This is a genomic window from Cupriavidus sp. 86D6, assembly GCF_057815095.1.
In genome coordinates this window covers 76,375-94,636 of the sequence record NZ_JBYPSB010000003.1, presented here as the reverse complement: position 1 = coordinate 94,636, position 18,262 = coordinate 76,375, and the positions used below count along the sequence as shown (strand labels likewise).

Sequence of the window (18,262 nt, the reverse complement as noted above, 5' to 3'; positions counted from 1 at the left end):
CGCCGTTACTTGACGGCCTGGGCCGGCGTCGGCTGGTTGGCGGTACCCGGCGGGATCTGGTAGCTCCAGGTCTCGCTGAGCGGCTTGCCGTTGGCCACCAGCGCCTCGCGCATTTCCACCACCTTGTTCGGATCCTTGACCTTGATGCGCAGCGTCACCCGATAGCCCTTGGTCACCGGATTGGGCTGCAGCACGTTTTCGATGACCTCGGCGTTGTCGCCCACGCTGAACTGCGCCTGCACCGGCGTATTTGCCGGCAGCGAGGCCAGCGGGCCGCCTTCGAAGTCGATCACGAAGCCCAGGCTGCCGTCCAGATGACGGATCAGGTTCTTCTGCGTGATCTCGCCGGCCGTGCGCAGCGTCTGTTTGGCCCACGCCAGGTCCTTGGCGAACATGCCGCGCTCGTCCATGGTCCAGTGGATCGTGTAGTCGGCCTTGATTGGCGTGCCTTTGGGCGGCAGCTGGTCGGGCGTCCAGAACGACACGATGTTGTCGTTGGTTTCGTCCGGCGTGGGAATTTCCACCAGTTCGACCTTGCCGCGCCCCCAGTCGCCCTGCGGCTCGATCCATGCGCTGGGGCGCAGGTCGTAGCGGTCCTTCAGATCTTCATACGACGCGAAGTCGCGGCCGCGCTGCATCAAGCCAAAGCCGCGCGGATTGTTCACCTGGAACATGCTCAGCGCGACGTACTTCGGGTTGTTCAGCGGGCGCCACAGCCATTCGCCGTCGCCGGTATGGATCGCCAGGCCGTTCGAGTCATGCAGCGCTGGGCGGAAATTGTTGGCATCGCGCATCTGCTGCGGGCCGAACAGGAACATGCTGGTCAGCGGCGCAATGCCCACCTTCTTCACCGCGCCGCGCATGAACACGCGCGCCTGCACCTTCAGCACCGCATCAGAATCGGGCTGCAGTTCGAAGCGATAGGCGCCCGTGGCGTTCTGCGAATCGAGCAGCGCGTAGAACACCAGGCGCTTGTCCTCGGGCTTCGGGCGCTCGATCCAGAACTCGCGGAAGGCCGGGAATTCCTCGGGCTCCGACAGGCCGGTGTTGATCGCCAGGCCGCGCGCGGACAGCCCATAGACCTGCCCCTTGCCGATCACGCGGAAATAGCTGGCCCCCAGCACGCTCATCACTTCGTCGAGCTTGTCGGCACGGTTGATCGGGTACAGCACGCGAAAGCCCGCGTACCCCAGCTTGTTGGTGGCAGCCTTGTCGAGCTTCAGATCGCCGAAGTCAAAGCGGCTGGGTTCGTACTTGATCTCGTGGATGCGGCTGTCGACGATCTCGTTGACCCGCACCGGCGTGCTGAAATGCATGCCCTGATGGTAGAAGCCGAGCTTGAACGGCGTGCCCTGCCCCTTCCATTCCACGTTGTCCATCTTCGGCTGGATCTTGATGTAGTCCCCGAACTGCATCTGTGCGAACACGGGCGGCAGGTTGCTGGCCGGCGCCGCATAGGGCCGGTCGGCCAGGGTCTTCGCGCGGGCGGTCACGTCGTCGAGCGAAAAGGCGTGCGCCGGCGCGGTGCCGAGCAGGCACGCAGCAATGGCGACGCCCGGCAAGGCAAGTTGCAACCTGTTACGAAACGACGCGACGGGGCGGGCGACGAAAGCGGCAAACACCAATCAACCTCCTGGAATTACATCGGAAAAAAGCCACACAGCGGCCACAAACCGGCCATTTTAGGCACAGTAAGGCTGTAAACTTGCGGCGCAGTTCAGAAAAATAACCGATTTCTCCTGACGTGCCTGTCAGACACGTGGCGACAGCCGGCGAAGCGTCCTTCCCGCATCATGCAGGGCGATGATCCCGGCAGTGCGTCCGCCAGTCCGCCCATCAGAGACAACGAATAATGCGAATGCTTTCCACGCTGGCCGTTGCCGCCAGCCTTGCCTGCGCGCCCATGTTTGCCGGCGCCGCTGCCGCCGAAACTGCCGCCCCGGTATCGGCCGGCACCCCGCCTGCCACCGACCGGCAGGCGTTCGTCGACGGCCTGATCGGTCGGATGACGCTCGACGAGAAAATCGGCCAGTTGCGGCTGATCAGCATCGGGCCAGAGATGCCCGCCCCGAAGCTGATGGAGGAAATCACGGCTGGACGCGTGGGCGGCACGTTCAACTCCGTCACGCGCAAGGACAACCGCCCGCTGCAGGAAGCGGCCATGCGCAGCCGCATGAAGATTCCGATCTTCTTTGCCTATGACGTGGTGCACGGCCACCGCACCGTCTTCCCGATCAGCCTGGGCCTGGCGTCGAGCTGGGACATGGCCGTGGTGGAAAAGGCCGCGCGGATTTCGGGCCTGGAGGCCGCATCGGACAGCCTGGACGCCACCTTCGCGCCGATGGTCGACATCTCGCGCGACCCGCGCTGGGGCCGCACGTCGGAAGGCTTCGGCGAAGACCCGTTCCTGGTATCCCAATGCGCGCGCGCCAGCGTGAAGGGTTTCCAGGGGACATCGCCGGCCAATCCGGACAGCGTGATGGCATTCGTCAAGCATTTCGCGCTGTACGGCGCCGTGGAAGGCGGCCGCGACTACAACACCGTCGACATGAGCCCGCAGCGCATGTACAACGACTATCTGCCGCCCTACCGCGCCGGCCTGGACGCGGGCGCCGGCGGCGTGATGATCGCGCTGAACTCGGTCAACGGCCAGCCGGCCACGTCCAACAAATGGCTGCTGCGTGACCTGCTGCGCAAGGAATGGGGCTTCAAGGGCGTGACCGTCAGCGACCACGGCGCCATCGACGAACTGCTGCGCCATGGCGTGGCCACCACGGGCCGCGACGCCGCCAGGCTGGCCATCGAGGCCGGCGTGGACATGAGCATGGCCGATACGCGCTACCTGGAGCAGTTGCCCACGCTGGTCAAGTCCGGCGCGGTGCCGATGTCGCTGATCGATGAAGCCGTACGCGAAGTGCTGACCGCCAAGTACGACATGGGCCTGTTCCAGGACCCGTTCCGCCGTATCGGCCGCGCTGCCGACGATCCGCCCGATGTCAATGCCGAAAGCCGCCTGCACCGCGCCGAGGCGCGCGAGGCGGCCCGCAAGTCGATGGTGCTGCTGGAAAACCGCAATCGCACGCTGCCGCTGAAGAAGGCCGGCACGGTGGCCGTGATCGGCCCGCTGGCCGATTCGCAGATCGACATGATGGGCAGCTGGTCGGCCGCCGGCGTGGACAAGCAATCGGTCACGCTGCTGCAGGGCATGCGCGACGCGCTGGCCGGCAAGGGCCAGGTGACGTACGCGCGCGGCGTCAATATCACCGACGACCCGCGCGTGGTGGGCTACCTGAACTTCCTGAACTGGGACAACCCCGAGGTGGTGCAGGACAAGCGCCCGGACGGCGACATGATCGAGGAAGCCGTGCGCGTGGCGCGCGGCGCGGACACGGTGGTGGTGGCCGTGGGCGAGACGCGGGGCATGTCGCACGAGGCATCGAGCCGGTCGAGCCTGGGCCTGCCCGGCAGCCAGCTGGCGCTGCTCAAGGCGCTCAAGCGCACCGGCAAGCCGCTGGTGCTGGTGCTGATGAACGGCCGGCCGTTGACGATCAACTGGGAAAAGGAGAACGCCGACGCCATTCTGGAGGCCTGGTATCCCGGCACCGAAGGCGGCCATGCCATCGCCGACCTGCTGTTCGGCGACGCCAATCCGTCGGGCAAGCTGCCGGTCACGTTCCCGCGCTCGCTGGGCCAGATTCCCACCTACTACAACGCGCTGCGGATCGGCCGGCCGTTCACGCCCGGCAAGGCGCCGAACTACACCTCGCAGTACTTCGAGGAGGAATACGGCCCGCTCTACCCGTTCGGCTACGGCCTGAGCTACACCACGTTCAGCATGTCCGACGTGCGGCTGTCGGGCACCAGGCTGGCGCGCAACGGCCAGCTTACGGCCAGCGTGACCGTGAAGAACACCGGCGACCGTGCCGGCGAAGCCGTCGCGCAGCTGTATCTGCAGGACGTGATGGCATCGACCGTGCGGCCGGTCAAGGAGTTGAAGGACTTCCGCAAAGTGATGCTGGCACCGGGCGAATCGCGCGTGATCGATTTCCCGATCGGCGAAGACAAGCTCAAGTTCTACAACGCCAGGCTCGAATACGTGGCCGAACCGGGCGAGTTCAGCGTGCAGGTGGGTTTTGACTCGGCTGCTGTCAAGGAAGCGAAGTTCACGCTCGAATGATCGATATCAGCGCCCCGGTCCCGCAAGGGGTCGGGGCTGGATATCCTCGGCAGGAAGCCTTATCGGTTGCCGTCCAGCAGGTCGTTGAGCACGGCGTCGAACGCTGCCTGGGCGTCTTCCAGCGCCTGCAGCGCGGCATCGAAGGTCTGCAAGGCGATCTTCGATGGCTTGCCGCCACCTTCCGGCGGATACTGGCTTTGCAGCGCGGTGAAAGCCACCTGCACCTGGCGCGTGGCATTGACCACGCGCTCCATTGCCTGCGCCTCCTCGGCGCGCTTCTGTTCGTCACTCATGCAACAGCCCCCGGTGGCCTTGATGTCGATATGCGACATATCGTACAAGAACTTGCGGGCATCCTGCCGGGTCCAACGCCGCATTGCCAGAAATTCGGGTAGGCTGGACGGGACATTACTGTCCGTGACCCCATCCGTCACCGCCCGACGTCACCGTTCAACGCCCCCATGTCATCGTCGTTATTGCGCAGGACACTGGCCGCCACCCTTGTGACGGCCGGCGGTTTTGCCTGCTATTGGACCTACCTCACCGTCAACCAGGAGCGCCTGCTGTTCGACGCGCGCCGGCGCCCGCCGCGCGACCTGCCCGACGGCATCGACGCCTATTCGCATCCGGTGCCGGGCGGCCTGTTCCGGGGCTACACCTACCACGCCGACCACGAAGGCGTGCGCGACCTGCTGTTCTACCTGCCGGGCCGCGGCGAGGACGTCCTGGAAACGCTGCAGTTCATGAAATGGCTGCCCGCCGGCATGGGCTTCGCCACCTTCGACTACCGTGGGCTGGGCCACTCGGACGGCATGCCGTCCGAGGCCGCCGCCGTGGCCGATGCGAGCCAGTTCCTGCTGCATATCCGCCGCGCCTTTCCGGGTGTGCGCGTGCATGTGGTAGGCCGCTCGCTGGGTACCGGAGTGGCCATCCAGCTGGCCGACCTGCAGGATTTCGAGAGCCTGCAGCTGATCACCCCCTACGATTCGCTGCTGGAGATCGTGCGCAAACGCTTTCCGCTGGTGCCGCTGCGCCAGCTGATGCGCCATCACTTCGACTCGATCTCCCACTGCAAGAAGGTCGTGCAGAGCACCAAGGTGCTGCTTGCCGAACGGGACGACGTGGTGCCGCATGCGTGCTCCGAACGGCTGATGGCCGCGTGGCCAGGGCCGGTGGCGGTGCAGACCATTGCCGGGGCGGACCACTACACCATTGTCGAATTGCCCGAAACCTGGCTCGCGCTGTGCGAATTTGCCCGCCAGGTGCCGCATCAACCACCTCCGCCGATGGAAGCGCCCCGCCGCGCGGCCAAAGCGCCGCCTGCCGACATGACCGATTCCGGTGTGCCGTTGCCGCTTTCCGCAGCACGGTAGAATGCGCGCCATGAAAAGAATCGTAGTCAAGGCCGCGGCCGTGACCGCTGGCCTGGCCGCTGCCGGTGTGCTGCTGGCCGGTTTTGCCGCCGTGGTCAGCTTGCGGCAGTTGCCGTCCGTCGACGCACTGCGCGACTATCGCCCCCAGGTGCCGCTGCGTGTCTTCACCCGTGACAACGTGCAGATTGGCGAATTCGGCACCGAGCATCGCGAGTTCATCCCGATCGACCGCATGCCGAAGCTGATGTCCGATGCGCTGCTGGCCGCCGAGGACGACCAGTTCTACAGCCATGTCGGCGTGGACGTGCCGGGCCTGGTACGTGCCGCGCTGGCCAATATTGGCGAAGGCTACGCCCAGGGCGCTTCCACCATCACGATGCAGGTGGCCCGCAATTTCTACCTGTCGCGCGAGAAGACGCTGTCGCGCAAGTGGTATGAAATCCTGCTGGCCTTCGAGATCGACCGATCGCTGCCCAAGGAGCGCATCCTCGAGCTCTATATGAACCAGGTCTACCTGGGCGAGCACGCCTACGGCTTCGGCAGCGCCGCGCAGACCTACTTCGGCAAGCCGCTGGCGCAACTGTCGCTGGCCGAGACGGCCATGCTGGCGGGCCTGCCCAAGGCCCCCTCGACGATGAATCCGGTGGTCAACCTGCCCCGCGCCAAGCGCCGCCAGGAGTACGTGCTCAGCCGCATGCTGGCGCTGGGCATGATAACGCAGGACCAGTATCGCGAGGCGCGCAATGCGCAGATCGTGGTCAATCACGATGCCAATGGCCGCTTCGACGGGCACGCCGAATACGTGGCCGAACTGGCGCGCCAGCTGGCGCATGACCGTTTCGGCGACGAGGCCTATACCCGTGGCATCAACGTCTACACCACGGTGTCGTCGATGCACCAGACGCTGGCGTATGACGCCGTGCAGGCCGGCATCGAGCGTTACGGCAAGCGGCATGGCGCGGAAAAGGCCGCCAAGGCGCTGCCCCAGGCGGCGCTGATCTCGCTGGACGCCCGCAGCGGCGCCATCGAGGCCATGGTCGGCGGCAGCGACTTCAACGCGAACCGCTACAACCACGCCACGCAGGCGCAGCGCCAGCCGGGCTCGACGTTCAAGCCGTTCATCTATTCGGCGGCGCTGGAACGAGGCATCTCGCCGGGCACGCTGATCAACGACGCACCGCTCGACAACTCGCCACGCTGGCAGCCGGGCAACGACGACGGCCGCTTTGTCGGCCCGATCACGGTCCGCCAGGCACTGGCCGAATCGCGCAACCTGCCGGCCATCCGCACGCTGCAGGCCATCGGCATTCCGTATGCGATCGATTTCGCCGGCAAGTTCGGCTTCGCCACCAAGCGCCTGCCGCCGTATCTGCCGATGGCGCTGGGCACGGGCACCACGTCGCCGCTGCGGCTGGCGGCCGCCTACGGCGTGTTCGCCAACCAGGGCCACCGCGTCGAGCCGTACCTGATCGAGAAGATCACCGACGGAGACGGCCGTGTTCTGTTTGCCGCCGACACGAGCGAGCCGCCGCGCGTGATCTCCGAGCGTAATGCCTTTGTCATGAACAGCCTGCTGCAAAGCGTGGTGGACGAAGGCACGGGCGCCGGCGTCAAACGCTACCTGCGCCGCGAAGACGTCGCCGGCAAGACCGGCACCACGAACGATTCGGTGGACGGCTGGTTCGCGGGCTACGGCGGGCAGGTGGTCACCGTGGCCTGGATGGGCTTTGACGACAACCGCACGCTGGGCCGCCACGAGTTCGGCGCAACCACGGCACTGCCGATCTGGGCCGCCTATATGGAAGGACGCCTGGCGGGCGTGCCCGACGCCAGCTTCGCGACGCCGCCGCAGCTGGCCCAGTTCAACAACGACTTGGCCTACGCCGAGAACGCCGACGGCACGCACGGCCTGGCGTCGCTGGGCTTGCCGCCGCCACCGGCCGTGCCGGACCTGCCCGCCGATGGCAGCGCACCCGGCGGGCCGGGTGCGCCCATGACCCCGCCCCCGACGCCCGCCGCACTGGACATGCCGGCATCGGCCAGCGCGCCGCGCGCCAGCGGCGCCCCCCTTTGATCGTCGGTGTCATCCCTTTGACGCCACTTTTTTGACACCCCCCCTTTTGACTGCGCCCTTCTGATGCCGACCATGCCCGCCTACGCCACGCCGCTGATCTGGGCCGTTGCCATGCTGGCCACCCTGGGGGTGCTGTTCCGCCCGTTCCGGCTGCCGGAGCCATTCTGGGCCATGGCCGGCGCGCTGCTGCTTTGCGTGGCGGGCCTGCTGCCCTGGCGCGATGCGCTCGAAGCGGTGGCACGCGGCAACGACGTCTACCTGTTCCTGGCGGGGATGATGCTGATCTCCGAACTGGCGCGCAAGACCGGGCTGTTCGACCATGTCGCGGCCCTGGCCGTGCGCAGCGCCCGTGGGTCGGCGCGGCGCCTGTTCGTGCTGGTCTATGGCTTTGGCATCGCCGTGACGGCCTTCATGTCGAACGATGCCACGGCGGTGGTGCTGACACCCGCCGTGCTGGCCGCCACGCGCGCGGCACGCGTACGGCATCCCCTGCCCTACCTCTACGCCTGCGCGTTCATCGCCAACGCGGCAAGCTTCGTGCTGCCGATCTCGAACCCGGCCAACCTCGTGCTGTTCGGCGAACGCATGCCGCCGCTGCTGGGCTGGCTGGCGCGGTTTTCGCTGCCGTCTGCCGTGGCCATCGTCATGACGTTCGTGGCCCTGTACTGGACCCAGCGCGACGCGCTGGCCGAGCGCATTGCCGACGACGTGGAAACGCCGCCGCTGACCCTGCAGGCATGGCTGACCACGGCAGGCATCATCCTGACCGGCGCGGCACTGCTGACGGCATCGCTGCGTGGCATGGACCTGGGCTGGCCCACGTTCATCGGCGGCGCCGCCACGCTGCTGGCCGTCTGCGCCACGCAGCCGCGCCTGCTGCGCCCGTCGCTGGCCGAGGTATCCTGGGGCGTGCTGCCGATGGTGGCGGGGCTGTTCGTGCTGGTGGCCGGCCTGTCGCAGACCGGCCTCACCGCGGAGTTGGCCGACTGGGTGCGCGAACTGTCCATGCGTCAGGGCACCGATGCGGCGGTCGGCGCCGGCATGGCGGGGGCGGCGGTGGGCATCGTCAGCAATATCGTCAACAACCTGCCGGCCGGGCTGTTTGCCGCGTCGGCGCTGGCCGCCGGCCACGCCTCGGAGACTGTGACGGCGGCCGTGCTGATTGGCGTCGACCTGGGGCCGAACCTGTCGGTCACCGGATCGCTGGCCACGCTGCTGTGGCTGACCGCCCTGCGCCGCGAGGGCCACGCCGTCAGTGCTGGCACATTCCTTAAAACGGGGGCGATCGTGATGCCGCTGGCCCTGCTGCCGGCGCTTGCCGTCCTGCGCTGAATCCGCGCCGGCCGTTTTCGCTTATAGTGAAGCACCGCGCACCGCGCCCCTTTTCCGCCGATCTCCAGCGGCCGCACATGTCACACAAGGATCACCCCGTGGGGGCCAGGCACCCTGCCAATACTCCGGTTTCCGATCGGATCCGGGCCCGCATCACCGAGGCCGGAGAGCGTTTTCATGCCAATGACAACATCGCGCGCTTTCTCGAGCACGGCGAACTCGATGCCCTGCAGGCCGAGGTCGAAGCGCGCATGGAAGACGTGCTGCGCACGCTGGTGATCGACGTCGACCAGGATCACAACACCCGCGAGACGGCCCGACGCGTCGCCAAGATGTACCTGAAGGAGATCTTTGCCGGACGGTACGCCAAGGCCCCGGAAGTCACGGAATTCCCGAACGTCGAACAGCTGAACGAGCTGATGATCGTGGGCCCGATCCGGGTGCGAAGCGCCTGCTCACACCATCTGTGCCCGATTATCGGCAGCCTTTGGGTGGGGGTCATGCCGAACCGGCACTCGAACCTGATCGGCCTGTCCAAGTACGCCCGGCTGGCCGAATGGATCATGTGCCGCCCGCAGATCCAGGAAGAGGCGGTGGCCCAGGTGGCGGACCTGCTCCAGGAAAAGATGAATCCCGATGGCCTGGCCATCGTCATGGAAGCCGAGCATTTCTGCATGCACTGGCGCGGGGTGCGCGACACCGACGCCAAGATGACCAATAGCGTGATGCGCGGCTCGTTCCTGAAGGACGACAAGCTGCGCCGCGAATTCCTGACGCTGCTGAACCTGAACCGCCGCTGATCCGCCCCGCCACCGCAGGAGGCCACCATGCTAGTTCGTCTGCTCTACGCCAGCCGCGCCAGGGAACCACTGGCCGCCGATGTGCTGGATGCCATCCTCGAAACCAGCCTGGCGCACAACCCCCGCCACGGCATTACCGGCGTGCTGTGCCACAGCAACAGCATTTTCCTGCAGGCGCTGGAGGGCAGCCGCGATGCGGTATCCCGGCTTTACCTCAATATCGGCCAGGACAGGCGCCATCACGAAGTGGTCCTGCTGCACTACGAGGAGATCGCCGAGCGGGCATTTTCCGGCTGGTCGATGGGACGCGTGAATGCCGGAAAGATCAACGCCGCGACGCTGCTCAAGTATTCGGCACAGGGCGAACTCGACCCATACCGCATGCCTGGCACCGCATCGCTGGCCTTGCTCAGGGAACTGATTGCCGGCGCCTCCATCGTCGGACGCAGTCCGGATCGCGGACGAAGCTGAACCTGGCGTCTGGTGGGGAATGCGCGTCGCCGTGGGCGGATGGGCTCAGGCCGACAATTGCCCGAACAGCCCGCACTCCAGGTCGCTCTCCAGTTCTTCCACCCATGACGTGCCCGGCCCGGCGTCGTAGACGCTTTCGGCGCCGGTCGCCTGCCTTCGCACCGTCACCTGGCGTGCCGCCGTGCCATTGACATCGGAAATGTCGAATTCCTGCAAGGCGAGACCGACCTGTCTGAACACCGCCTCGACCTCCTGCCGTTCCTGAGGGGGAAACTCGTCGAATTGACGCATCGTCATGGCACACCTCCACGCGGGTATTTGCGCGCGGACATAGCATGCCACTTTTCAATGCTGTACGTGATGCAGTGCGAAAGACCACGCGCACTTCGAATGTATTGAATCGCAAGCATCACATGGCCTATTACACCCGGCGACGTGCAACGGGACGTCGTCTACAGTGCACCAGGACGGCTAAGCCTGCGCCCCACACACTTTAAGAATCGAAGATAAATAGTAATTCGACTAAAAAACTGAATCTTCTTTTTTGCATCCGCATCATTCTTTCGCCTCCTGCATTTCTGCGCAGTCGTCTTGAACAATTTCCTGATTTTTCAATGAAAAGTGATGGACTGTAATCGCAGGGACTCGTAGTGTCGATCTTCTTATCTCCATCCCTATGGAAACGACAATGCGGAAGAAGATCACACACGAGACGGAAGACGAGCAACGGCGTCAGACCATCTTCCATACTGCGCAGGCGCAAGCGAACGCCCTGCATGGCATGTACCGGGACACGCTTGCAACCTTCACCGCCACACCTTCGGCCGTTCCCGTCCCGCGGGCCGCGCGTGCGATATTCTGGCTGGGCCGGCTCAGGCAATGGCGCGCGATCGACCTGGACAATGGCGACACCTGCGCCACGCCGAACTGGCTGTCACTGCAGCTGGGCGTTGTGGAATCGCTGTCCGGCACGCACGCGCTGGCCCTGCACAAGGAGCAATGGAGCGGCCCGACACGCCGACAGACCTACGAGCGCGACATGTCCCAGCAGATCGCCATGCTGCTGGCGCTCGACTGGAAGGAACTCGGCACCTTCTGCCTGGACGCCTGGTTCGGCATCGACAGCGACCTCGCGGCACTGCACCCGATGAATGGCATGACCGGGATGATCGTGAACATCGCCGGGCAGGCGCTGGGCGTCAGCGTTCCGCAAACCGTCTTCCACAAGAGCGACGCGCTGCTGGCCCGCATCGTCGAACGCTGGCAGGCCGACGACGAAACCTTCATGCCGCTGGCGTTCGAACTGGCCGACCGTCACCTCATGCAATGCCGGCTGGATACCGATCACTCGTTATTTGATTTCGATCATCCGGTCGAGCAGACGATTCCAGTCGAGCTTCTTATGCTGATGCGCTTGCGCGGATCGAACCACCTTCCCGAATACCTGACGAAACATGCCGCGCTGTCGCACCCCGCGGCCATGCTGTTGAAAGGGGGGCCACCGGTCCAGTCCCAACGCTGCGCGGGCTTCGTCGAACGCGTGAGCAGGCTGCTGCCGCAGTACCGGGCATTTACCGACGCCATCGACCGGCAGGTAAAAATACTGTCAGAGACGCGTTCGTAATGGTCATGCCAACAATCTAGTTGAATGACTATTTCTTGATCGGTCCGCAAGCGCCAAAATGCGACCGATCCGATGCATGGTTCGATGGAACGGCACATCGTCCATGCATGGCCAACGCGGCCTGGAAACGCCGCGTTATTGCCCTCCATCCTGTCTTCCAATGCTGAAATCCGACGAGAATTTTCTATGTAATTGAAATCTGACAATGCGCAATTCGTCTTGTCATAGAAATGTGATTTTCGGGAACGGATGGAGTATTTTTCCTATGCTTGAAAAAGCACCAAAACGAGTCGCGATTCCTACTGGACGCGTCATCTGTCTGCGAAAAGGACTTTGAGGCATGCCTGCAAAAACCATTCGGGTCGCTCTGGCTGACGACCATCCCCTTGTCGTCACGGCCCTGCGCGACTGCCTGCAGCGCACACCGGGCTTCCAGGTGAAATGTGAATGCACGAACGGCAGCGAGCTGGTCGGCGCCCTGGCCCAGAACCCGGTGGACGTCGCCGTCACCGACTTCAGCATGGGGCATGGCGATACGTCACTGGACGGCTTCAACCTGCTGCGCAGGCTGGGGCGCCTCTATCCGGAAACGCGCATTGTCATCGTCAGTGCGCAAACCAACCCCGGTGTTGTCATCCGCGCCATGAAACTCGGCGCCCGCGCGTTCGTCAGCAAGGAAGACGAACTCGACGAGATCGTCCGGGCCTGCATCCATGTGACCGTCAGCAACGGCAATTTCTATTCGCCCTCCATCCGCGCCGTGCTCGACAGCGTTGCCTCGGCCGCGCCAGCCACAGAACTGACGCTACGCGAACTCGAGGTGGTGCGGCTGTATGCCCAGGGCTTCCAGCTCAACGAGATCGCCAGCAAGCTGGGCCGGTCAGTCAGTACGATTTCCAGCCAGAAGACCGTGGCCATGCGCAAGCTCAACGTCCAGACCAATACGGATCTGATTCGCTACGCCTACGAGAACGGGCTGATCTGAGCTTTCGTCATGCAGCAGATACTGGATCGTACCCAGGAGTCCCTGGCGCAGTCGTTTGCCGCTCTCGCGCATAACGCGCGGCGCCAGCAACAACTCTATTACGCCACCGTCGGGCTGCTGATCGCCATCGTCATCGTTTCCGGGCTGTTGCTGGCCGGACTGGCGGCCGCGCGTCATCTCGATGCTCGCCGCAGCCATGTCGCGCAATATGTGAGCGGCATCTCCGTCAAGCTGCAGAGCCAGACGTCGTTCCTGCGCCGTACGGCACTGACTGTCGACTACTATCTCGCCGCATCCAGCGATGCGCCGCCCGACCCCGAACTGCTTGCGCAGGTCCGCCGTACCGGTGCGGCGCGGTCGTCCGATGGGAAGTATGTGCTGCTGGTGACCAACGCCGCGCGCGAGGCCTGGGCGAACACGCTGCCGCACAGGATCTGGCAACTGCAGCAGATCGCCACGGCCACGCTCACTACCAGCATGTCATTCGGGCTCGACATGCAGGCGTACGTGGTCGCGCCCGATGCGTCGTTCGCCATCCTGGTGTCTCCGGGGGGTATCCCCCCCAACACGCAAATCGATGCCGCGCTCGTGACCCGCCTGCGAGACGACCTTGCGCGCGGTGTCGCCAGCCATGGCGCGGGTCCGGACCTGACGGCGCCGCATTGGGTCGGGCCCGTCAGCGACCCGATTCTTCGCACGCGCGCCATGATTGCGACTCTGGACGCGCGGGGCACGGATGGGAACGGGCACGCCATCCTTGTTGCAGCGAGCATTCCGGCCCGGTCGTTTCTCGCCGGCCTTGCACGCCCCCCCGATCCGGCCACGCTCTGGCTAGTGAATCGCGACAACGCCAGTATCGACGTATCCCCGGATGCCGATACCTCGCTGTCCGACGACATCCCGCGGCATGCCAGAAGCCTTCCCGTCGACACCCCTACCCCGACACGCTATGGGCTGCTGCTGGTGCAGCCGCTGGACCCCGCATTCGGCACACTGATCTACCAGCTCTCGTACGGCACACTGCTGAATGCGATCGCGACGGAACTGTTCGCCATGCTCGGCGCCGGGCTGCTGCTGATCCTGGGCATCGTGCTGACCGCGCGCTACTGGGACATCCATCTTCTGCGCCGCAGCCACGCCGAAGCCGCGCGTTCGCTCGAGAACGAGACCATCAACCATATTCTGGTCAGTGCCACGCCGATCGGGCTGTGCATCGTGCGCCAGCATGACGAGTCGATCCTGACGTCGAACGCCGTCGCCGACTCGCTACTCGGCTGCACCCAGGGCGCTCGCATGCCGGCGTCCATCATGGATGCGCTGCGCAATCAGGCCGCCTCGTCCGGCCAGACGCGGCTCGCCTCGATCGTCCAGGTGACAGTGCCCGCCGCGGCGGCGGCGGTGGCGGTGGCAGGCACGCCGGCATCGCCGGTTCAGGAAGCTTCCGCGGGGGCACCCCGGCAGTTTCTGCAGGTGACCTGCGCGCCGGCCAGATATCGCGACGAATCGGTACTGTTCTGCGCGGTCCAGGACATCACGGCGCAGCACCAGCTTGAACTGCAGCTGCGAGAGGCGCGCGAGACGGCCGAAGCGATGATGCGCGCGCGGTCGAACTTCTTTGCCTCGATGAGCCACGAGATCCGGACGCCATTGAACGCATTGCTTGGCAATCTGGAGCTATTGGCACGTACGGACGGGCTGGAAGCGCAGGCGCCACGGCTCCGGGCGCTACAACTGGCATCGGAAGGGCTTCAGCGGATCGTCAACGACATTCTGGACTTTTCGAAGATCGACGCCGGCGAAATGAAACTGGTCGCCGAACCGTTCCGGCCGATTGACGATCTCGAAAGCCTGTCGATGTCCTATGCGCCGATGGCGCAGGGCAAGCCGATCCGCTTTTACGTGCATCTCTCCCCAACGCTGGACACAGTGCTGACCGGCGACCGGACCCGCATTGCCCAGGTCATCAACAACCTGCTCAGCAATGCCTTCAAGTTCACCCTGTGCGGCAAAGTGACGCTCAGCGCGGAGGTCACCATCGACACGCAGGACCGCAGCCTGCTGGTCTGCCGCGTGCGGGACTCGGGCATCGGCATGCCGCCCGCGCTGGTCGTGCGCATTTTCCACCCGTTCGTCCAGGGGGAAGCCAGTACATCGGCCCGATATGGCGGTACCGGACTTGGACTGTCGATCTGCGCCAGGCTGACCGAACTGATGAACGGCCATATCACGGTGGAAAGCGTCGAAGGTGTTGGCAGCGCGTTCACCGTGGTGGTGCCACTGGGCGCCGCGGCCACAAAGACCTCGCCGCCCGACCCGGTGACGCGCGGCACGCGGGCCATGATTCTTTGCCAGGAATCGGATTCGGGTGCCATGCTGCAGGCCTGGCTGGAGCGCGCGGGCTGGCGGTGCGACGTGTTCCGTCAACTCGGCGCCGCCCAGGCGTGGCTGCGGGCCAATCGACCCCATATTTTCGTGGTGACCGGCGAATACGGGCTCGATACCGTTGCGGACCTTCGGCAGTTGCACCCGGCCAACGTGGTGTGGGTGACGCGGGACGGCCCGGAGCACCCTGCCGACCGCGGCCACGGCGTATTCGAGGTTTCGACGTTCAGCCACAATGCCATCCTGGCTGGCACACTGGCCGCTCTGGACGCGGAGCCAGCTAACGCCGCCGACGCCGTCGACGCCACGGCCACCGCCGCCCACGCAGACGACAGCCTGGGCAACGCGCACCGCGACGGTGAAATCGGCCCGACTCGCCCCGATGCGGCCTCCGCCGGTGGCGACTTGCCACGCCCCACGATTCTGGTTGCCGAGGACAACGCGCTGAACCAGGCGCTGATCGCCGAACAACTGAGTGCCCTCGGCTGGGACCCGATTGTGGTTGGCGACGGGCGTCAGGCACTGTCCGCCTTCGAGCATGGCCACTTCGATGCCGTCCTGACCGACGTCCATATGCCGGTCATGGACGGCTATGAATTGCTTGCCGCGATCCGCGCCATCGATCCGGTCGTGCCGGTCCTGGCGTTCAGCGCGGTCACGCACACGGAACAGGCGGGCGCGTGGAGGGACCGGGGATTTACCGGCCATATCGCCAAGCCGGCGTCATTGAAGGCGCTCGAACAGGCGCTGCAAGCGATCCCGGGCAACCAGGCAGCAGACCATCCCAACGCGCACGACGCCCTACCGGCAAGCGGCCAGCAGGCCAACCCGCCAATTCCATCCACCGAGATTGCGCGCTACAAGAGCATGCTGCTCGAACACTTGAAGGACGACGGCCCGGAGCTGGCAGCCATCCTGCTGCGTCATGACCCGGTGGCGCTCCGCCATTGGGCGCATCGGTCGGCCGGTGCCTTTCTGGTGATCGATGCACAGGACATGGTGCGGTTGTGCCGCCAGGTGGAATCGCTTTGCAGCAAGGCCAGCGGGTGGACACCGGCCATCGCCGCCGCCGGCACTGCGCTGCATGAAGCGGTGCGCACGTTCCGCGACGAGACCGCCGGGCTGGACGCCTGACCTGTCGGCACATGGCGGCGCGGCCGTGCGAACACGCCACACATGCATCGGGAGAGGATTGCCGTCGTTGCACGGCCAGGCCGGGCGGACCATAATGGCGCGTCCGAGCGCGCCGTCGCGGTATTCCACTGCGTGTTCAGGGCTTTCCAAGAACAGCGCAAGCCGTCCGTCCTCTCCCGATGCAGTCCCACCAAGGTCTCCCGCGCCCCCAGCGTACCTGGGCAATCCTGACAGTGTTTTGCGGCCTGGTCATGGCCGTTCTCGATGGATCGATCGCCAATATCGCGCTTCCGTCCATTTCGCGGGATCTACAGAGCGACCCGGCACGAACCATCTGGGTCGTGAATGCCTATCAGCTCTCGGTCACGATCTTCCTGCTGCCGCTGTCATCACTCGGCGAAATCCTCGGGTACAAGCGCGTCTACCGGGTCGGGCTGGCCACGTTCCTGGTGGGGTCACTGCTCTGCGCGCTGTCACCCAACCTGCCGGTGCTGGTGGCGGCGCGTGTCATCCAGGGCATCGGCGGCGCGGGCATCATGAGTGTCAATACGGCACTGGTCCGCTATATCTACCCGCCGACCCGGCTGGGCCGCGGCATCGGTCTCAACGCGCTCGTGGTCGGGGTGACCATTGCCGTGGGGCCGTCGCTGGGCGCCCTGATCCTCGGATTCGGCAGTTGGCCCTGGCTTTTTGCAGTCAACGTGCCAGTCGCTATCTTTGCGCTTGCGCTATCGCGCCGCGCGCTGCCCGAAACGCCGCCGCAGCCGCGCGCCTTTGACTATCCCAGCGCCGTGCTGTCCGCCGTGGTGATCGGGCTTTTCGTACTGGGCGTGGATGGGCTGGGACACGATACGTTGCGGATCGCCGGGGTGACCGGCCTGTTGCTGTCCATCCTGCTTGGCTGGCTGCTGGTACGCCGGCAGCAGGGCCAGCCGGCGCCGCTTGTGCCGGTAGACCTGTTTGCCAGCCGCGCCTTCACGCTGGCCGTTGGCACCTCGTTCTGTTCCTTCATGACGCAGATGCTGGCGTTTGTGGCGCTGCCGTTCTACCTCGAATACCAGCTTGGCCGCAGCCTGGCGGAAACCGGCCTGCTGATCACACCGTGGCCGCTGATGGTGGCCCTCATGGCCGCCCTGTCGGGCCGGTTGTCGGACCGGTATCCCGCCAGCGTGCTGGCCGGTGCGGGGCTGCTGATGCTGGCTGCCGGGCTGGTCGGCCTGGCGGTGCTGAGCCCCGATGCCGGCAGCCTCGACATCGCCTGGCGCACCGCGCTATGCGGAATCGGCTTCGGGTTCTTCCAGTCGCCCAACAACCGCGCCATGATCAGCGCCACGCCGCACGAGCGCAGCGGTGGCGCGAGCGGTGCACAGGCCACGACGCGCCTGCTTGGACAAACCACAGGCACCGCCGTCGTTGCCGTGCTGTTCAGCCTGGATCGCGGCGACGCCGCGCGGACCGCGCTGTATGTGGCCGCCCTGGTGGCCACCCTCGGCGCCATTGTCAGCCTGAGCCGGTTGCGCGATCGCCAGGTTGCGGATACGGCGGGCCCCTCAGCGTAGCGCGTCCCGATGGGCCATGCCCAGCGCGCGCTCGATCCGCTCCAGGCGCTCGTGCCACGTGGACGCATCATCCGGTGCCGGGACCGCCAGGCCGCCGTGGCCGCCGGCATCGCGAATCCGGTTGTGATCACCTTCCACCGAAATCACGGTACAACCCGCCAGCAGCAGCACCAGCGCCGCCGTGCCAAACACGCCGCCCATGCCGCGCCCCTTGCGCACGTATCGATTCGCCATGATTTCCTCGTGACATCGGCCAGCCAACAAAAAAACCGGGCAATGCACCGTCCTGCCTGACAGCGCGTTGCCCGGAACCGCTACCGGCTTACCCGCCGGCTGGGTACTTCCTGGTCA

Annotated in this window: 14 protein-coding genes; 10 read left to right on the top strand and 4 right to left on the bottom strand. The window is 65.5% G+C overall.

Annotation, left to right across the window (positions count from 1 at the left end):
• Positions 1 to 5 precede the first annotated feature (5 nt).
• Positions 6 to 1,562 carry a glucan biosynthesis protein G gene (locus AC3G88_RS09430; protein WP_488772836.1) on the bottom strand — a complete coding sequence of 519 codons (1,557 nt, stop codon included), beginning with the start codon at positions 1,560 to 1,562 and terminating at the stop codon, positions 6 to 8.
• Between the two features lie 296 nt (positions 1,563 to 1,858).
• On the opposite strand from AC3G88_RS09430, the gene bglX reads away from it, so the two are divergent.
• Positions 1,859 to 4,177, top strand: coding sequence for a beta-glucosidase BglX (gene bglX / locus AC3G88_RS09425; RefSeq protein ID WP_488772837.1), 2,319 nt, complete (start codon positions 1,859 to 1,861; stop codon positions 4,175 to 4,177).
• A 59-nt stretch (positions 4,178 to 4,236) separates the two neighbouring features.
• Here the strand turns inward: bglX and AC3G88_RS09420 are convergent, their stop codons facing one another.
• The gene (locus AC3G88_RS09420) at positions 4,237 to 4,470 is read right to left on the bottom strand and encodes a hypothetical protein (protein ID WP_400394213.1); all 234 of its coding nucleotides are present in this window, start codon (positions 4,468 to 4,470) and stop codon (positions 4,237 to 4,239) included.
• Between the two features lie 168 nt (positions 4,471 to 4,638).
• On the opposite strand from AC3G88_RS09420, the gene AC3G88_RS09415 reads away from it, so the two are divergent.
• From AC3G88_RS09415 to AC3G88_RS09395, 5 genes are all read left to right on the top strand, one after another.
• Positions 4,639 to 5,550: an alpha/beta hydrolase gene (locus tag AC3G88_RS09415; RefSeq protein WP_488772764.1), complete on the top strand. Its 912-nt coding sequence runs from the start codon at positions 4,639 to 4,641 to the stop codon at positions 5,548 to 5,550.
• Positions 5,551 to 5,560: 10 nt separating this feature from the next.
• On the top strand, positions 5,561 to 7,624 hold the full coding sequence (locus AC3G88_RS09410) for a penicillin-binding protein 1A (protein ID WP_488772765.1): 2,064 nt from the start codon (positions 5,561 to 5,563) through the stop codon (positions 7,622 to 7,624).
• Positions 7,625 to 7,696: 72 nt separating this feature from the next.
• Complete coding sequence (locus tag AC3G88_RS09405) at positions 7,697 to 8,956, top strand: arsenic transporter (protein ID WP_488772838.1); 1,260 nt, start codon at positions 7,697 to 7,699, stop codon at positions 8,954 to 8,956.
• A 77-nt stretch (positions 8,957 to 9,033) separates the two neighbouring features.
• Entirely contained in the window at positions 9,034 to 9,756 is a 723-nt protein-coding gene (gene folE, locus AC3G88_RS09400) for a GTP cyclohydrolase I (RefSeq protein WP_488772766.1), read from the top strand.
• Between the two features lie 27 nt (positions 9,757 to 9,783).
• The gene (locus AC3G88_RS09395) at positions 9,784 to 10,227 is read left to right on the top strand and encodes a BLUF domain-containing protein (protein WP_488772767.1); all 444 of its coding nucleotides are present in this window, start codon (positions 9,784 to 9,786) and stop codon (positions 10,225 to 10,227) included.
• Positions 10,228 to 10,272: 45 nt separating this feature from the next.
• On the opposite strand, the gene AC3G88_RS09390 is transcribed toward AC3G88_RS09395, so the two are convergent.
• Positions 10,273 to 10,524: a hypothetical protein gene (locus AC3G88_RS09390; RefSeq protein WP_153949238.1), complete on the bottom strand. Its 252-nt coding sequence runs from the start codon at positions 10,522 to 10,524 to the stop codon at positions 10,273 to 10,275.
• Between the two features lie 391 nt (positions 10,525 to 10,915).
• Here AC3G88_RS09390 and AC3G88_RS09385 point away from each other — a divergent pair, with 391 nt between their 5' ends.
• The 4 genes from AC3G88_RS09385 to AC3G88_RS09370 all read left to right on the top strand — a co-directional run bounded on the left by AC3G88_RS09385 (position 10,916) and on the right by AC3G88_RS09370 (position 17,911).
• Complete coding sequence (locus tag AC3G88_RS09385; RefSeq protein ID WP_488772769.1) at positions 10,916 to 11,851, top strand: hypothetical protein; 936 nt, start codon at positions 10,916 to 10,918, stop codon at positions 11,849 to 11,851.
• A gap of 340 nt (positions 11,852 to 12,191) precedes the next feature.
• Positions 12,192 to 12,836, top strand: coding sequence for a response regulator (locus AC3G88_RS09380; protein ID WP_153949237.1), 645 nt, complete (start codon positions 12,192 to 12,194; stop codon positions 12,834 to 12,836).
• A 9-nt stretch (positions 12,837 to 12,845) separates the two neighbouring features.
• A complete protein-coding gene (locus AC3G88_RS09375; protein WP_488893359.1) occupies positions 12,846 to 16,352 on the top strand; it encodes an ATP-binding protein in 3,507 nt (1,168 codons plus the stop codon).
• 179 nt (positions 16,353 to 16,531) lie between these two features.
• Positions 16,532 to 17,911 (top strand): MFS transporter, encoded by a 1,380-nt coding sequence (locus AC3G88_RS09370; protein WP_488772771.1) that lies wholly within the window; start codon positions 16,532 to 16,534, stop codon positions 17,909 to 17,911.
• Here AC3G88_RS09370 and AC3G88_RS09365 read toward each other — a convergent pair.
• The gene (locus tag AC3G88_RS09365) at positions 17,903 to 18,145 is read right to left on the bottom strand and encodes a hypothetical protein (protein ID WP_153949234.1); all 243 of its coding nucleotides are present in this window, start codon (positions 18,143 to 18,145) and stop codon (positions 17,903 to 17,905) included. The genes AC3G88_RS09370 and AC3G88_RS09365 overlap by 9 nt on opposite strands.
• Positions 18,146 to 18,262: the final 117 nt, after the last annotated feature.

What these genes read in the sequence shown, in the direction of transcription:
- folE (WP_488772766.1), top strand. Translation starts at nt 9,034, where the DNA reads ATGTCACACAAGGATCACCCCGTGGGGGCCAGGCACCCTGCCAATACT.
- AC3G88_RS09385 (WP_488772769.1), top strand. Translation starts at nt 10,916, where the DNA reads ATGCGGAAGAAGATCACACACGAGACGGAAGACGAGCAACGGCGTCAG.
- bglX (WP_488772837.1), top strand. Translation starts at nt 1,859, where the DNA reads ATGCTTTCCACGCTGGCCGTTGCCGCCAGCCTTGCCTGCGCGCCCATG.
- AC3G88_RS09390 (WP_153949238.1), bottom strand. Translation starts at nt 10,524, where the DNA reads ATGACGATGCGTCAATTCGACGAGTTTCCCCCTCAGGAACGGCAGGAG.
- AC3G88_RS09370 (WP_488772771.1), top strand. Translation starts at nt 16,532, where the DNA reads ATGCAGTCCCACCAAGGTCTCCCGCGCCCCCAGCGTACCTGGGCAATC.
- AC3G88_RS09365 (WP_153949234.1), bottom strand. Translation starts at nt 18,145, where the DNA reads ATGGCGAATCGATACGTGCGCAAGGGGCGCGGCATGGGCGGCGTGTTT.
- AC3G88_RS09420 (WP_400394213.1), bottom strand. Translation starts at nt 4,470, where the DNA reads ATGAGTGACGAACAGAAGCGCGCCGAGGAGGCGCAGGCAATGGAGCGC.
- AC3G88_RS09375 (WP_488893359.1), top strand. Translation starts at nt 12,846, where the DNA reads ATGCAGCAGATACTGGATCGTACCCAGGAGTCCCTGGCGCAGTCGTTT.
- AC3G88_RS09380 (WP_153949237.1), top strand. Translation starts at nt 12,192, where the DNA reads ATGCCTGCAAAAACCATTCGGGTCGCTCTGGCTGACGACCATCCCCTT.
- AC3G88_RS09405 (WP_488772838.1), top strand. Translation starts at nt 7,697, where the DNA reads ATGCCCGCCTACGCCACGCCGCTGATCTGGGCCGTTGCCATGCTGGCC.
- AC3G88_RS09410 (WP_488772765.1), top strand. Translation starts at nt 5,561, where the DNA reads ATGAAAAGAATCGTAGTCAAGGCCGCGGCCGTGACCGCTGGCCTGGCC.
- AC3G88_RS09395 (WP_488772767.1), top strand. Translation starts at nt 9,784, where the DNA reads ATGCTAGTTCGTCTGCTCTACGCCAGCCGCGCCAGGGAACCACTGGCC.
- AC3G88_RS09415 (WP_488772764.1), top strand. Translation starts at nt 4,639, where the DNA reads ATGTCATCGTCGTTATTGCGCAGGACACTGGCCGCCACCCTTGTGACG.